The organism is Bradyrhizobium sp. MOS003, from assembly GCF_003020125.1.
Classification (GTDB): domain Bacteria; phylum Pseudomonadota; class Alphaproteobacteria; order Rhizobiales; family Xanthobacteraceae; genus Bradyrhizobium.
Genome location: NZ_PYFW01000003.1, coordinates 30798 through 45726 on the forward strand (window position 1 = coordinate 30798; position 14929 = coordinate 45726).

Below are 14929 nucleotides of genomic sequence, written 5' to 3' on the forward strand. Positions count from 1 at the left end.
GCGAACATGACGAGCTACATCTATCCGAAGTTCGGCTATCGGCGTTCCCAGGAGCAGGCCGAGGGGATCGTGAAGCGGCATCCGATCGTGGTGATCGGCGCAGGTCCCATCGGCCTGACCGCGGCGCTCGACTGCGCGGCGCGCGGCCAGCCGGTCGTGGTGCTCGACGACAACGACACCGTCTCGATCGGCTCGCGCGCGGTCTGCTACGCCAAGCGTCCGCTCGAGATCTGGGACCGCCTCGGTTGCGCGGCCCCCATGGTCGAGCGCGGCGTCAGCTGGAACGTCGGCAAGGTCTTCTTCCAGGACCAAATGTCCTACCAGTTCGATCTGTTGCCCGAGGCCGGCCACCAATGGCCGGCCATGATCAATCTGCAGCAATATCATCTGGAAGAGATGCTGGTTGCCAAATGCAGCGCCAACCCGCTGATCGAGCTGCGCTGGAAGCATCGCCTGATCAGCCTCAAGCAGGCGGCCGACCATGCGGTGCTGGCGGTGGAAACACCCGACGGCATCTTCACCATGGAGGCGCAATGGGTGATCGCCTGCGACGGAGCCAATTCCGACGTGCGCAAGATGGTCGGCGCCGAGTTCACGGGACAGTTCTTCCAGGATCGCTTCCTGATCGCCGACGTCGCAATGAAGGCGGATTTCCCGACCGAGCGCTGGTTCTGGTTCGATCCGCCGTTCCACCGCGGCCAGTCCGTGCTGCTGCACCGGCAGGCCGACAATTTGTGGCGCATCGACTTCCAGCTCGGCTGGGACGCCGACCCAGATGAGGAAAAAAGGCCGGAGCGGGTGATCCCGCGCATTCGCGCCATGCTCGGCGAGGACACCGAGTTCGTGCTCGAATGGGTCTCGATCTATCAGTTCGCCTGCCGGCGCATCGACAATTTCCGCCAGGGCCGGGTGCTGTTCGCCGGCGATGCCGCGCACCAGGTCTCGCCGTTCGGCGCGCGCGGTGCCAATACCGGCGTCCAGGACATCGATAATCTCGCCTGGAAGCTCGCGATGGTGTTGCGCGGCGAAGCGTCGGAAGCGCTGCTCGACAGCTATCACGAGGAGCGCGCCTATGCAGCCGACGACAACATCCTGAACTCGACCCGCGCCACCGACTTCATCACGCCGAAGACGAAAGTAAGCCGCTATTTCCGCGACGCGGTGCTGGAGCTCGCTCGCCATCACGGTTTTGCCCGACCGCTGGTCAACAGCGGCCGTCTCTCGACGCCGACGCCCTATGTGACGTCGGCGCTCAATACCCCCGACGACGACGCGATGATGGGCGGCGTGCGGCCCGGAACCAATGCGGCCGATGCGCCGATCACGGCGGATGGCAAGCCCGTTTGGTTCCTCCATTGTCTCGGCGATGCATTCACGGTCGTGACCTTCGGCAAGGAGACCGACAAGACCGAGATCGCGGTGGGGCCGTTCAAAGCAAAGCTCATTGTCGTCGGCCGCGACATCGCCGATCCCTCCGGCCTGCTTGCCGAGCGCTACGGCGCTTCGCCCGGGACCACCTATTTGTTCCGGCCCGATCAATATGTCGCCGCACGTTGGACCGGATTCGACGACGCGAGGATCGCGGATGCGATGTTGCGGGCCTCCGGACACGACATCGCCGGACGGAAGGAGCTGGCAGCATGATGCTCAATTTGTCACCCAACATCGCCGATCCCGACGATTTCTACGCCGAGCTGATCAACAGCCAGCGTGACCTCGACGAGGATCAGGCGCTGCGGATGAACGCCCGGCTGATCCTGCTGCTCGCCAATCACGTCGGCGACCGCAGGGTGCTCACGGAGGCGATCGGCTGCGCCCGCACCGGCGGCGGCTAGTCGGATAAGTTCCCGCCTCAAGATAGAGGAGGTTGCACGCCGCTTTCTTGACTTGGCTCAAGGTAAATTCGGTGAAGTTCGACACCTTGCCGGGCTCACACCAGGCCGGAGGAAGCGCCATGCCAGGTCGAACCATTGCTGCAGCGTTGCTGTTTGTCACTCTGGGCCAGCCGGCCCTGGCTCAATCGCCGGCTGAGCATCAGGCCCATCATCCCGGACAGGAGCAAGCGCCTGCGTCGCCGCAGTCGAGTTCTCCTGCAAGCCCATCGGCCGAGCGGCAGAGTTCGTCGCGCGGTGGAGACATGATGGGAATGATGGGACGAGGAATGAAGGGGCAGGGCGCGACAGGCGCAGACCGGATGCAGTCGCCGGTCGTCTTCCGCATCATCTTCGCGCTGATCGATGCCGATGGCGACGGAACCGTCTCGCTGCCCGAGTTTCAAGTCGCTCACGAACGAATTTTCAAGGCCATGGATAGCGATAAGGACGGCAAGCTCAGTCTCGAAGAGATGATGACGTTCATGCACGGGAGCAACAGCCCGCTTCCGCAACACCAGTGAGCCCGGCCGAAGGGCGGGCGCGCCAAGCCATGTCGTTTGATCGAATCCTGCGATGGGCTCTGGTTGCGATCGCCATCGCAGGATTGACTGCAGGTAGTCTCGCGCGAGTTGCGGGCCGGCCTGATCTGGCCGATCTCGCATGGGCGCTCGGCACGGCGCCGGTGATCGCGGGATTGGCGGTCTCGATCGTCAGGGATCTCATGAGCGGTCGCGTCGGAGTGGACGCGATCGCGCTGCTGTCGATGAGTGCGGCCCTCGCGCTCGGACAGCCGCTCGCAGGCGCCGTGGTCGCGCTGATGTATTCCGGTGGCAACGTGCTGGAGGAGATCGCGGTCGCGCGGGCGGAGCATGATCTGCGATCCCTGGTCGATCGGGCGCCGCGGCAGGTCCATCGCAAATCCGGCGAGCGGATCGAGGATGCTCCGGTCGAGGACGTCGCGGTCGGCGAAGAGCTTCTGGTGAAAGCCGGCGAAATCGTGCCGGTCGACGGTGTCGTTGCGTCGGTCTCTGCCACCATCGACGAATCCGCGGTGACTGGCGAGCCGATTCCGGCGGAGAAGACACGCGGAACCGCCGTTCTCTCCGGCTCTCTGAACGCGGGTGAGACCTTCCAATTGACCGTGACGGCGGCGGCCAGCGAGAGTACTTACGCGGGCATCGTGCGCATGGTGACTGCGGCGCAGACTGCGAAAGCTCCCTTCGTGCGGTTGGCCGACCGCTATGCGCTGATCTTTCTGCCGCTGACACTCGTCATCGCTTTCGTTGCATGGCGCATCTCCGGCGACTTGACCCGCAGCCTTGCCGTGCTGGTGGCGGCGACACCGTGTCCCCTGATTCTGGCTGCGCCCGTCGCCTTCATCGCCGGGGTGGCGCAGGCGGCCCGCCGCGGCATCCTGGTCAAGGGCGGGAGGGCGCTGGAGGCGCTGGCCCGCGCGCACACCGTGCTGTTCGACAAGACCGGTACCCTGACCGTGGGTGGGGCGCGGCTGCTGTCCGTAGAGGTTGCGCCGGGCGAGGATCCGGATGAGGTCCTCAGGCTCGGAGCGTCGCTCGAGCAAGCGTCGCATCACGTGCTTGCGAAGGCCGTCGTCGCTGCGGCTCTCGCCCGTGGGCTCGCGCTGAAGCCGCCGGAGCAGGTCAAGGAGATCATGGGTTCCGGCCTCGGCGGGCAGATCGACGGACGCCACGTCGTGGCGGGCTCGCGTGAAATGCTGCTCTCACGCGCCGAGTTGTCGCCATGGGAGCTGCGAGCGATTCGACGCGCCTCGTGGCGCTCGGCGTTGATCGTCTTTGTCGCAGTGGACGGCCGCCTGATCGGCGCGCTGCTGCTGGCCGACGAATTGCGGGCGGACACGCCACGCGCGATCCGGCTGCTGCGGGACGCCGGCATCAAGCGAATGGTGATGGTCACGGGTGATCGCGCCGCGGCGGCGCAGGCCATCGGAGCGGCGCTGGATCTCGATGCCGTGCTGGCCGACCGCGTCCCTTCGGACAAGGTCGAAGCGGTGCGGAGCGAACAGCGGCTGCATCCGACCATCATGGTCGGCGACGGCATCAATGACGCCCCGGCGCTGGCGGTGGCTGACACCGGGATCGCGCTCGGCGCGCGTGGCGCAAGCGCCTCCTCCGAGGCGGCAGATGTGGTGATCCTCACGGACCGGCTGGATCGGGTCGGCGAGGCGATCATCATCGCGCAGCGGGCGCGGCGCATTGCCCTGCAGAGCATCTTCGTCGGGATGGGATTGTCGTTGGTCGCCATGGCCGCGGCTACCGTTGGCTGGCTCGATCCCGTGCCCGCCGCGATCGTCCAGGAGGTGATCGATGTTGCCGTCATTCTGAACGCGCTGCGAGCGCTCAATCCGCCGCTCGTCAGGAGTGGCCCGCGCCTCACCGCAGAGCAGGGGAAGACCCTGCATCACGATCATCAGGCCCTGCTCAGGGATCTCGACCGCTTGCGCCAGATCGTCGATGCGCTCGACGACGCGGCGCCCGAAGCCATCGTCGCCTTGATTGGCGAGGCCCACCGACTGGTCCAGAGCAGCGTCGTGATGCACGAACGCGAGGATGAAGACAGCGTCTATCCCAAGCTCACGGAAGTGCTGCGCGACCGCCACGGGCTTTCCGCCATGAGCCGTGCGCATCGGGAGATCCTGCATCTCGCGCGGCTGCTCGCCCGGATCGCGGAGGACCTGCCGTCGGAGAAGATCGACCGTTACCTGATTCGAGACGCCCAGCGCGTGATCGAGGCGATCGAAACGCTGGTGCGGATGCACACGGCCCAGGAGGAGGATATATACGAGGCCGTGGCTGCATAGCGGCCGCGGCAATCGACCTCAATGCTCCGGCGGTTGCCAGCCGGCATGGTCAAAATACTTGCCGTATTGAGCGAGCGCCCGCACGATCTTCATGGCTCCTCGATCGCGGCCGGTCCCGGCCTTCATCTTCGCCGCGCCGTCGATGATCTGCTCGAGGACGAGGTGAAGTTGCTGATCGGCCTGCTCGGGCAGCTTGCAGTTTCCCACCACGTCGTCGACCTGCACCTGGATGCGCGTCGCCAGAGCCTCGTATTGCGCCGTCGTAAACATATTGCTGTGAATGGGTGCCAGCGATTGCCTCATCGCAAGACTGATGTCGTCCATGCCGCGGCGCAAGACATCATCGGTCGGCCACTTCTTGCCGTGGTCGAGCACTGGCCGGACGGTCGCGGTTGGTCCTTCATGCGTGTGGGGTCCGGCGGCGAGGGCAGACTGCCCCAAGGCAAGACAAAGTGCGAGGGCTGCGGGTATGAGCGGTCTGGTTGAGATGATCACGGGACTTCCTCCGAAGAGATTCTTTGCCTTCAGGTGGGGGATCACGACATCCAGGAGTTTGCGCTGGAGCAAAGTCTTGAACGGAACGGGCTGCGGCCCCGAGACGCAGGACGCGTCGCGGCTTCTGGGGAAGAACTGAAAGAGAATCCTGCACGCCCGGCGTCGACCGGCCCCCTGCAGTTCGTCACGATCAGGCTTGAGTCAGCTCAATGCAACGCGGCGCGATCGGTTCAAGCTGGAGCTGTAACGTCGCGAGGTAAACATGCAGAAGCTCAAACAGATATTGTGGGGCACTCTGGCGGTTCTCGTCCTGCTGTGGCTGGTTGCGGAGCCCCAGCCATTTGGGCCGGGCTCCTTCTTCCCGCTTCGCGAGAGGATGGTGCAGCTGAGCGGCGTCCTGGCAATCGGTTGCATGAGCATGGCGATGATGCTCGCGCTGCGACCGCGCTGGCCGGAGGCGTGGCTGGGCGGTCTCGACAAGATGTACCGCTTGCACAAATGGCTCGGTATCGCCGCCCTCGTGACCGCCATCATCCATTGGCTCTGGGCCAGCGCTCCGAAATGGGCGGTCGGTTGGGGTTTACTGACCCGGCCCCAGCGTGGACCAAGGTTCGTCATCGAAAATCCGATCGAGGCCTTCTTTGCGGGCCTGCGTGAACCGGCAGAGGGGCTGGGCGAGTGGGCCTTCTACGGCGCCGTCGTGCTGATAGTCTTGGCGCTCGTTCAAATGTTCCCCTATCGGCTCTTCTACAAGACGCATCGGCTCCTCGCCGTCGCTTATCTGGTCCTGGTTTTTCACGCCGTCACGCTGATGAAGTTCAGCTACTGGATGTCGCCGCTCGGCTGGATCGTGGGGGCGCTGCTGGCCTTCGGAACGTGGGCGGCGGCTGTGACGTTGCTGCGGCGCATTGGGGCCCGGCGCCAGGTTCAGGGCAGGATCACCTCGCTCAAATATTATCCCGGCGTCAGGGCAATCGAGACCGAGATCGAGGTGCCCCATGACTGGCCGGGGCATAGGCCAGGCCAGTTCGCCTTTGCCACCTCGGATGTCTCCGAGGGCGCGCATCCCTACACGATCGCCTCGTGCTGGAATGCTGCAGACCCCAGGATCATCTTCATCACCAAGGAACTTGGGGACCACACCAGCCGGTTGCGGGAGAAGCTCCGTGTCGGGCAGGAGGTGAAGGTGGAAGGCCCCTATGGCTGTTTCACTTTCGACGACGATTGCTCGCACCAGATCTGGATCGGCGGTGGCATCGGCATTACGCCCTTCATTGCCCGCATGAAACAGATGGCCATGCCGAAGGATATTCCGGGTTGCTCCGTCGCGCAGGCGGTTGACCTCTTTCACACCACCACTGACGTGGATGAGGAAGCCCTCGGCAAGCTTGCAGCAGACGCGCACTCGGCAAATGTTCGCCTCCACGTCCTCATCGACGCCCGTCACGGACGACTGACCGGGGCACGCATTCGCGAAGCCGTAGCGCAATGGCGCGAGGCGAGCATCTGGTTCTGTGGTCCGGCGGGTTTCGGGGAAGCCCTCAGACGAGACCTCAGAGCGCACGGCTTTCCCGTCGAAAAGCGGTTTCATCAGGAGCTGTTCGCGATGCGATGATGAAGATGTGCATCCCGCTTCCCAACTTGCCCTGGCAGCCAGTCCCTGTAATCTGCGAAAAACGACAGGGAAGGGTTCGATGGGAGGAGTCTTGGAGGGGGTGCGGGTGCTCGATTTCGGGCGCTATATCGCAGGGCCCTATTGCGCGACCTTGCTGGCCGAATTCGGCGCCGAAGTCATTCGCGTGGAAAAGCGCGAGGGCAGCGAGGATCGATTCGTGGCGCCGGTCGGGGAAGGTGGCGAAGGCGCGCTGTTCCTCCAGGTCAACCGCAACAAGAAGTGTATCACGCTCGATCCGATGAAGGTCGAGGGGCAGGAGGTAATGCGGCGCCTGGTTGCGACCGCGGATGTCGTCGTCGCCAACCTGCCGCCGCAGACCTTGCGTGCGATGAAGCTCGACTACGAGTCCTTGAAGGCGATCAAGCCCGACATCATCCTGACGACGGCAACCGCGTTCGGCGGGCCGGGGCCGTGGTCCGACCGGGTCGGCTTCGACGGCGTCGGGCAGGTCATGTCGGGATCGGTCTACATGACGGGCGCTGGCGACCCGCCGTACCGGGCCGCGGTGAACTGGGTCGATTTCGGCACCGCGCTGCACTGCGCGTTCGGCACGCTCGCAGCACTGATCGAGCGCGGCAAATCCGGGCGTGGGCAGGTCGTCGAGGGCGCGCTGCTCGCAACCGCCTTGTCCTTCACCAACGCGACGCTGATCGAGCAGGCCGTGATCAACGTCAATCGCGTGCCGACAGGCAATCTCGGCCAGACCGCGGCGCCCGCCGACATCTACCGCACGCGGGACGGCTGGGTGCTGTGCCAGGTCACGGGGCATCCGCTGTTCAAGCGCTGGGCGAAGTTGATGGGCGAGGAGGAATTGTGGCTGAACGATCCGCGCTTTGCCGACGACATCAGCCGCGGCAATAACGGCCCCGTCATCAGCGAGCGGATGGCGCGCTGGTGCGCCGGGCGCACCACGCAGGAGGCCGTCGATGCGCTGGGAGGTGCGATGATTCCGACCGGGCCCGTCCTCTCACCGCAACAGGCGCTGGATCATCCGCACATCCGCGCCGCCGGCTTCATGCAGGACGTCGACTATCCCGGTCTGCCGAAGCCCGCGCCGGTGACGCGTGCTGCGGTCCGGCTGTCGGAAACGCCGGGCGAAATAGCGAGCCGCCCGCCGACGCTCGGGGAACATACCGATCGGGTCCTTGCTGAACTCGGCTATGACGCGGCTGAGATCGGGGCGCTTCGGCAAGGTGGTGTCATCTAGAGCAATTGCTTCAACGCCTTGGCGTCCGCGGGCGCCGCGCTCTTCTGGTCGTTGTCGAAATAGACATAGACGTCGCAGCCCTGCCGCTTCCAGGACTTGATGCGTTTCGCCCATTGCGCCAGCGCGGCCTTCGTATAGTGCCCATGATAGCGTCCGCCCGGCCCGTGACCGCGCACATAGACGAAATCCGCCGTGCGCTTCCATGGCGCCGGCGCGTCGTGATGGTCGGACAGGCACAGCGAGATGTTCTCGTCCGCCAGCATGCGCAGGATGCGCGGCTGGTACCAGCTCGGATGACGGAATTCGAAGCTGTAACGCCGTTTCTGCGACAGCAGCTTGAAGAAGGCCGCGAGGCGGTCTGCGTCGGCCTGGAATTGCGGCGGCAGCTGGAACAGGATCGGGCCGGCCTTGCCGCCGAGCCGTGAGATGCGGTTCTCCAGCAGCTCGAGGCTGTTGACCGAGCGATCCGAGAGCCGCTTCCAGTGCGTGATGAACTTCGACGCCTTCCAGGCGAACACGAAATCGCGGCCGGTCTGCTCGCGCCAGCCTTTCACGGCGTCTGGCGTCGGCGTGCGGTAGAACACGCCGTTCAGCTCCGTGGTGTCGAATTGTCCGGCGTAGTAGCTGAGCTGCTGCTTCAGCGTCACGCCTTCAGGAAAGAACGGGCCGCGCCAGGAATCGTAGTGCCAGCCGGAAGTTCCGATCAGAACGCGCGCCATTTTCCCACGTGCCATCCGTTGGGCGCGGCGGGAGCTGCCGCGCCTTGCAGGAGGAAACGTCGAGGCGGGCGATATGTTGCTGTCGGTGCGCGGTCGCTAGTTCGACGCCAGCACCGTCTTGGCCACCTCCGCCATCCAGCCGGAGGCGACTGGCAGGATCGCATCGTTGAAATCGTAGCGCGGGCCGTGCAACTCGGCGCCGTCGCGCAATTCGCCGTTGCCGATCCAGACGAAGGCGCCCGGCCGCTGCTGGAGATAATGGGCAAAATCCTCGCCGGCCATGCTGGGCGCGAGGTCGCGCCGCAGCTCGGCCTGAACCTTCTCGGCGGCGATCCGCGCAAGGGCCGCCTCGTCAGCCGTGTTGACCACGACGCCGACGCCCCAGACGATCTCGGGCGCGACCTTGACGCCGAAGCTCGTCGCGATCCCGGCGCAGGTCCGTTCGATGCCGCCGAGGATGACGTCCTTGACCGCCTCGCGATGGTATCGCAGCGTGCCGCGGATGGTGACGCGTCCGGCGATCTGGTTCGGCGCGGTGCCGCCTTCGATGGTGCAGAGCGAGAGCACGGCGGTGTCGAGCGGGTCGACGCTGCGCGCGGTGATCGATTGCAGCGCCACGATCAGATGGCCGGCCGCCACCACCGGGTCGCGTGTCAGATGCGGCATGCCGGCGTGGCCGGCATGGCCCTCGATGGTGATGGTGATGCGGCCGCCGGAGGCCATGACGACGCCGTCGTGCACGGCGATGGTGCCGGCGGCAAGGCCCGGCCAATTGTGGAAGCCGAACACGCGTTCCATCGGAAATCGGTCGAACAGCCCGGCCGCAACCATCGCGCGCGAGCCGCCAAAGCCTTCCTCCGCCGGCTGGAAGATGAAATCGACCGTGCCGCTCCAGCTGCTGTCAGCGGCGAGCAGCGCGGCGGCACCGAGCAGCGAAGCGGTGTGTCCGTCATGGCCGCAGGCATGCATCACGCCTGGTGTCCTGGACGCGTAGGCAAGCCCGGTATCCTCGGTGATCGGCAGCGCATCCATGTCGGCGCGCAAGCCGACGCGACTGTGTGCATGTCCGCGCGTCAGGGTCGCGACGATGCCGTGGCCGCCGATGCCCGCCTCGAAGGGAATGCCGAGCTCGGCGAGCTTGTCCTGTACGAAGGCGGCGGTCTCCTTTTCCTGAAGCGACAGCTCCGGGTGCGCATGAAGGTGCCGGCGCCACGCGGTCAGTTTCTGGTGCAGCTCGGGGGTCAAGGCAGGGGCTTTCGTCAGGAGGGACCGGCTATCGCCAGCATAACCGAATATTGAATCGGCGCATCAAGGGCCAGCGAATGCCTCGTGTGCAGCAGCGTCGTCATGGCCGGGCTTGACCCGGCCATCCACGTCTTGCTTGTTGCGCGAAGAACGTGTGATGCCCGGGCATGACGGATGTTCTTCAACCCTACCCAGCCAGCTTCGCCAGGCCCGTCCAGTCGAAGTTGATGCCGTGCCCGGGTCGGTCCGGCGCGAGCGCCTTGCCGTCCTGAAGCACCAGCGGGTGCTCGATGTATTTGTCCAGCCCAAATCCGTGCGCCTCCAGATAGGAGCGGTTCGGGCAGGCCGCGAGCAGGTGCACGGTGATGTCGTGCGCGCCGTGGCTGGTGACGGGCAGGTTGAACGCTTCCGCCAGCCGCGCGATCTTGATGAAGGCGCCGACACCACCGCAATTGGTGACGTCAGGCTCGGGATAGGACACCGCGCCGCTGGCGATGTAGTTCTTGAACTCCCACAGCGAGCGCAGATTCTCGCCGGCCGCGATCGGAACGCCACCGTCTTGCATGATGCGCGCGTGGCCAGCGACGTCGTCGGGGATGATCGGCTCCTCGAGCCAGGTGAGGTCGTAGGGGACGAAGGCGCGCGCGGCGCGGATGGCTTCCTCGACGGTCCACTTCATGTTGGCGTCCACCATCAGCGGAAAGCCGTCGCCGAGATGCTGTCGCATCGCGGAGACCTTGGCGACGTCGGATTTCAGGTCGGGCCGGCCGACCTTCATCTTGATGGCGCGAAAGCCCTTGGCGAGATTGCCGTCGGTCTGCGCGAGCAGTTCATCGACGGAAAGATCGAGGTCGATGCCGCCGGCATAGCATGGCACGTGCGCATCGAAGCCGCCGAGCAATTGGTACAGGGGCAGCTTGGCGCGCCGCGCCTTCAGGTCCCACAGCGCGATGTCGAGCGCGGAGAGCGCCAGCACCACCGGCCCGCCGCGCCCGCCATAATGCAGCGCCCACCAGACGTGATGCCAGATCGCTTCGGTATCGTCGGCCTCGCGGCCCTCAATCAGCGGAGGGATTTCTCGCTTGAGGATGTCCGCGACAGCGCCGCCATTGCGGCCCACGGTGTAGGTGTAGCCCACGCCCTCGGCGCCGTCGGCATCGCGGATGCGGCAGGTGATCAGCTCGAACGCCGCGATCTCGCCATGCGTGGAGTCGGAGAGCGTGACGGGGAGGGGGATCCGGTAGAGCCCGGTCTCGATATGAGCGATGCGTGGCATGTGGCCTCCCTTTTCTTTTTGTTCGGTCGTTTCGTACGGGTGGGGTAGCCGGGCAAATGCGCAAAGCGGATATGCTCGGCTTAACCAACCTCTTGGGTTTCCGCGGTGACAAGCAGTGGTGGGTTACGCCTTCGGCTACCCCCCTACCAGCGCACCTCACCGCATCGTTGCAATCTGCACGGCAAGCGCGCAGGCACGGTCGTACTCGTCGAGATTGATCCACTCGTCGATCGTGTGCGCCTCGTTCTGGCCGGCGCCGAAGGTCACGGTCGGAATGCCGTGACGGACCATCCAGTTGGCATCGAGGCCGCCATTGGCGGTGCGGACGTTCGGCGTGCCGCCGACCGCTGACACGGCTTCGACCGCGCGCTTGATCACAGGCTGGCTGTCCTTCATGCGGAATGGATAATAATCGGTCTCGGCCTTGAACTTGACCTTGCCGGACTTGCCCTGCGCGTTCGTGACTTTTTTGGCCGCCTTCTCGAACGCGGCCTTGTAGGCCTTGGTGATCTCCTTGAAGAACTTTCCGTCATGGCTGCGGCTCTCGCCGCGCACATGCACGTAATCGGTGACGACGTTGGTGGCGTCGCCCGCGGGGCGCCCTTCGCCGCCTGTGACGGGGCCGACATTGCTGGTGCCCATCCGCGCGCTCGCGCCCTTGCCCTTCACCACCTTGCCGAACCAGCCGCCGGCCTGCGCGTCGGCAAGCGCCAGCGCCATGATCATGGTCGAGGAGATGCCGCGCTCGGGTGCGACGCCGGCATGCGAGGCGCGGCCGAAGATCTCCACGCTCCAGCGGTCGGCGCCGACCGCGCCGATCACGACGTTGGAAGCCGCGCCGCCGTCATAGTTGAAGGCCATCACCGGCGAGCCGAGCTCGTCCAGCTTGACGTGGCGCGCGCCGTAGAGCCCGCTTTCCTCCCGCACGCAGAACAACAGCGTGATCGGCGGATGGTCGAGCTTTTGCTTCTCGAGTTCGGCCGCCAGCGTCACCAGCACGCCGCAGCCGCAGCGGTTGTCGCCGCCGAGCGCGGTCCTGGCCTCGTTGACGATCTTGCGACCGGACTTTTTGGGCTTGGCGCCGGCGCAGAGCGGCACGGTGTCCATGTGGGTCATGAACATGATGCGCGGCTGGTTGTGCAACGCGCCGCGGCCGGGCAGGTCGACGATGAGGTTGCCGGTCTCGGTCGGCACGGGAATGCGCGTGTTGGCGTCGTCGAGCCGGATCGCCTTGGCCGGCACGCCGCTCTCCTTCAGCGCGGCGCTGAGCTCCCGCCCGATCGCCGCCTCCTGTCCGGTGACGCCCTCGATGGCGAGGAAGCGCATGAGGCGGTCGGTGGCGGCTTTGGTGTCGACAGGCATGTCAGGTCCCTTGTGATGCTGGTACGTTGCAGCATCCTTCGAGGGACGACGTTGTGCAAGTCTCCTGAACGGCTCACGAGCATTGCGGCAGGCGCCGAACGCAGTCGTCAACAGGCAGCGCGACGTGGCCCGTCCGGGCCGCCTCTACCAGACGCTGACGGTCTGCAGGAGCTGGGATTGGCTGAATGGCTTGGGCATGAAGCGGGCATGCGGCGGAAGTTCCTCATCGGTCGGACGTCTCTTTCCCGACATGACGACTATCTTCACCGGGGGCCAACCGTCGCTTACGGCGGCTGCAAGCTCGAGTCCATCCATGGAACCAGGCATGTCGATGTCTGTTAGGACGAGGTCCACGGTTTGCGCCCGAAGAATGTCGATTGCCCTGTCCGCATTGCAGACCGAGACCACGGTGTGATCCGCCTGCTGCAACCCGAGCTCGACGTCCATAAGGATCAACGGCTCGTCTTCTACAAGTAGTATTCTCAACACAACGCTCCCATCTACAGTGGATCCAAGTGATGAAAACCGAGCTGGTTCCTTGCCCGTTCGATCATGAGCGCCAACTTTAGAAAAAGTCGCGCGAACAAGTGATCGACCGCGCCCGGGCTGTTGCCAATGGAGCTCCATGGACCACGACTTCAAAGCCGATATCGATGCCATCGAAGCCATCGCGGCGGTGCCGACAATTCTCGCGGTCGTATCGCAAGTCACGGGGCTGGGATTCTCGGCCGTGGCTCGCGTCACCGGCGATCGCTGGGTCTGTCTCGCGGCCAACGACCAGGTCGGGCTCGGCCTCGGCGCCGGCGGCGAGCTCAAGATCGAAACGACGATCTGTCATGAGGTGCACCAGGCGCGCGAGGCCATCGTGATCGATCACGTCGCCGAGGATGCCTGCTACGCGGATCATCATACGCCGGCGATGTATGGTTTTCAGTCCTACATCTCGATGCCGATCTTCCTTGCCGACGGAAGCTTCTTCGGAACGCTCTGCGCCCTCGACCCGAAGCCGGCGAAGCTGAAGGATCCCGGCATCATCGGGATGTTCCGGCTGTTCGCCGACCTGATCGGCATTCATCTCGATGCGGCAAGGCGGGTTGCGACCGCCGAGGCGAGTCTGCTGGACGCCAGGGCTGCCGCCGAATTGCAGGAGCAGTTCATGGCGGTGCTCGGTCATGATCTGCGCAATCCGCTGGCCGCGATCGCCGCCGGCACGCGCCTGCTGGCAAAGACGGCGCTCGATGAAAGGGCAACGTCGCTGGTCTCCATGATGGAAGCGAGCACCGTTCGCATGTCGTCGCTGATCGAAGACGTCATCGATCTCGCGCGCAGTCGCCTTGGCGGCAAGATGCCGCTCGCGCCGTCGATGGAGCCGCTCGAACCTTTGCTCAAGCAGGTCGTCGACGAGATGCGCGCCACGCATCCCCAGCGCAGAATTGAAGCCGAGTTCGTCATCACAAGGCCGGTCTTCGCCGACCGCCAGCGCATTGCCCGCTTGCTGTCAAACCTCCTTGGCAACGCACTCAGCTACAGCGCGGCCGAGACCCCCGTTTTCGTGCGCGCGCAAACCTACGGCAGTTTTTCGCTTTCGGTCACCAATCGGGGCCCGGCCATTCCACCGGCCACGCTGGAGAAGCTGTTCGTGCCTTTCGTGCGCGGGCGGGATACCGGGAATCAGCAAGGTCTGGGTCTGGGCCTCTTCATCGTTTCGCAGATTGCTTTGGCTCACGGCGGCACGATCGATGTCACTTCGACGGACGATGAAACCCGCTTCACGTTTCAAATGCCGCTCCTCCTCGACGAGAGATGCCGGCTCGCGTCCGGCCCGGCGACTTCCTGAACGCTGACCTCGAGAAGCCTGCTTGCACACTTTCAGTCTTTGCCGTCGGGCAAGGATTTCCCAGGCTGGGTGCTGCTGGGCGGGTCGGATGCCGGAAAACTGTCCTTCAAGCCCTTATCGAGCTCTTCGTCGGCCTTGTCGACGCGGCGATCTTTTCGGGCTGGTTCGGCATGCTTGTCGGCAGGTGCCGGATCGAACTTTTTGGCCATCGCGCGGTCCTCGGTTGCACGCCAACACGAGATTTGCGGATACGTTCCGACTCAAGGCGTCGAATTCATGCCCGGGGAGATCGAACTGCGCCTTTGGCAACGGCGGTTCCAGATCGGTGAGACGTTGCCACCGGCAAGACCCAGACAAGCCTCATGGGGCCTGGCTGCCGGCAGGGTTCAAGCGCGGATCGATC

The 14929-nt window shown here is 64.9% G+C and carries 14 protein-coding genes; 7 read left to right on the forward strand and 7 right to left on the reverse strand.

The features are described 5' to 3' along the window. The first annotated feature begins 6 nt into the window (after positions 1 to 6). The 4 genes from C7G42_RS15090 to C7G42_RS15105 all read left to right on the forward strand — a co-directional run bounded on the left by C7G42_RS15090 (position 7) and on the right by C7G42_RS15105 (position 4710). Positions 7 to 1644: an FAD-dependent oxidoreductase gene (locus C7G42_RS15090; RefSeq protein WP_106950422.1), complete on the forward strand. Its 1638-nt coding sequence runs from the start codon at positions 7 to 9 to the stop codon at positions 1642 to 1644. After that, positions 1641 to 1835: a DUF2783 domain-containing protein gene (locus tag C7G42_RS15095; protein WP_106949778.1), complete on the forward strand. Its 195-nt coding sequence runs from the start codon at positions 1641 to 1643 to the stop codon at positions 1833 to 1835. The genes C7G42_RS15090 and C7G42_RS15095 overlap by 4 nt, the downstream gene beginning before the upstream one ends. Before the next feature lie 71 nt (positions 1836 to 1906). Beyond that, positions 1907 to 2395: an EF-hand domain-containing protein gene (locus tag C7G42_RS15100; RefSeq protein ID WP_502694210.1), complete on the forward strand. Its 489-nt coding sequence runs from the start codon at positions 1907 to 1909 to the stop codon at positions 2393 to 2395. 29 nt (positions 2396 to 2424) lie between these two features. Continuing rightward, positions 2425 to 4710 carry a heavy metal translocating P-type ATPase gene (locus C7G42_RS15105; RefSeq protein WP_106950424.1) on the forward strand — a complete coding sequence of 762 codons (2286 nt, stop codon included), beginning with the start codon at positions 2425 to 2427 and terminating at the stop codon, positions 4708 to 4710. Positions 4711 to 4728: 18 nt separating this feature from the next. Here the strand turns inward: C7G42_RS15105 and C7G42_RS15110 are convergent, their stop codons facing one another. Next, positions 4729 to 5205, reverse strand: a complete 477-nt coding sequence (locus C7G42_RS15110) for a hypothetical protein (protein WP_245427734.1) — start codon at positions 5203 to 5205, stop codon at positions 4729 to 4731. A 262-nt stretch (positions 5206 to 5467) separates the two neighbouring features. On the opposite strand from C7G42_RS15110, the gene C7G42_RS15115 reads away from it, so the two are divergent. Beyond that, positions 5468 to 6820, forward strand: a complete 1353-nt coding sequence (locus C7G42_RS15115) for a ferredoxin reductase family protein (protein ID WP_106949779.1) — start codon at positions 5468 to 5470, stop codon at positions 6818 to 6820. A gap of 79 nt (positions 6821 to 6899) precedes the next feature. Then, positions 6900 to 8087: a CaiB/BaiF CoA transferase family protein gene (locus C7G42_RS15120; RefSeq protein WP_106949780.1), complete on the forward strand. Its 1188-nt coding sequence runs from the start codon at positions 6900 to 6902 to the stop codon at positions 8085 to 8087. On the opposite strand, the gene C7G42_RS15125 is transcribed toward C7G42_RS15120, so the two are convergent. From C7G42_RS15125 to C7G42_RS36120, 5 genes are all read right to left on the reverse strand, one after another. Further along, positions 8084 to 8806 carry a DUF72 domain-containing protein gene (locus C7G42_RS15125; RefSeq protein WP_106949781.1) on the reverse strand — a complete coding sequence of 241 codons (723 nt, stop codon included), beginning with the start codon at positions 8804 to 8806 and terminating at the stop codon, positions 8084 to 8086. The genes C7G42_RS15120 and C7G42_RS15125 overlap by 4 nt on opposite strands. Positions 8807 to 8902: 96 nt before the next feature. Continuing rightward, the gene (locus tag C7G42_RS15130; RefSeq protein WP_106949782.1) at positions 8903 to 10051 is read right to left on the reverse strand and encodes an amidohydrolase; all 1149 of its coding nucleotides are present in this window, start codon (positions 10049 to 10051) and stop codon (positions 8903 to 8905) included. 187 nt (positions 10052 to 10238) lie between these two features. Next, on the reverse strand, positions 10239 to 11327 hold the full coding sequence (locus tag C7G42_RS15135) for a mandelate racemase/muconate lactonizing enzyme family protein (RefSeq protein ID WP_106949783.1): 1089 nt from the start codon (positions 11325 to 11327) through the stop codon (positions 10239 to 10241). 156 nt (positions 11328 to 11483) lie between these two features. Further along, positions 11484 to 12689: a M20/M25/M40 family metallo-hydrolase gene (locus C7G42_RS15140; RefSeq protein ID WP_106949784.1), complete on the reverse strand. Its 1206-nt coding sequence runs from the start codon at positions 12687 to 12689 to the stop codon at positions 11484 to 11486. 144 nt (positions 12690 to 12833) lie between these two features. After that, entirely contained in the window at positions 12834 to 13358 is a 525-nt protein-coding gene (locus C7G42_RS36120; RefSeq protein WP_349627528.1) for a response regulator, read from the reverse strand. Here C7G42_RS36120 and C7G42_RS15150 point away from each other — a divergent pair. Beyond that, positions 13315 to 14526, forward strand: coding sequence for a GAF domain-containing sensor histidine kinase (locus tag C7G42_RS15150; protein WP_106949785.1), 1212 nt, complete (start codon positions 13315 to 13317; stop codon positions 14524 to 14526). The genes C7G42_RS36120 and C7G42_RS15150 overlap by 44 nt on opposite strands. A 32-nt stretch (positions 14527 to 14558) precedes the next feature. Here the strand turns inward: C7G42_RS15150 and C7G42_RS35295 are convergent, their stop codons facing one another. After that, a complete protein-coding gene (locus C7G42_RS35295) occupies positions 14559 to 14735 on the reverse strand; it encodes a hypothetical protein (protein WP_199580923.1) in 177 nt (58 codons plus the stop codon). Positions 14736 to 14929 lie beyond the last annotated feature (194 nt).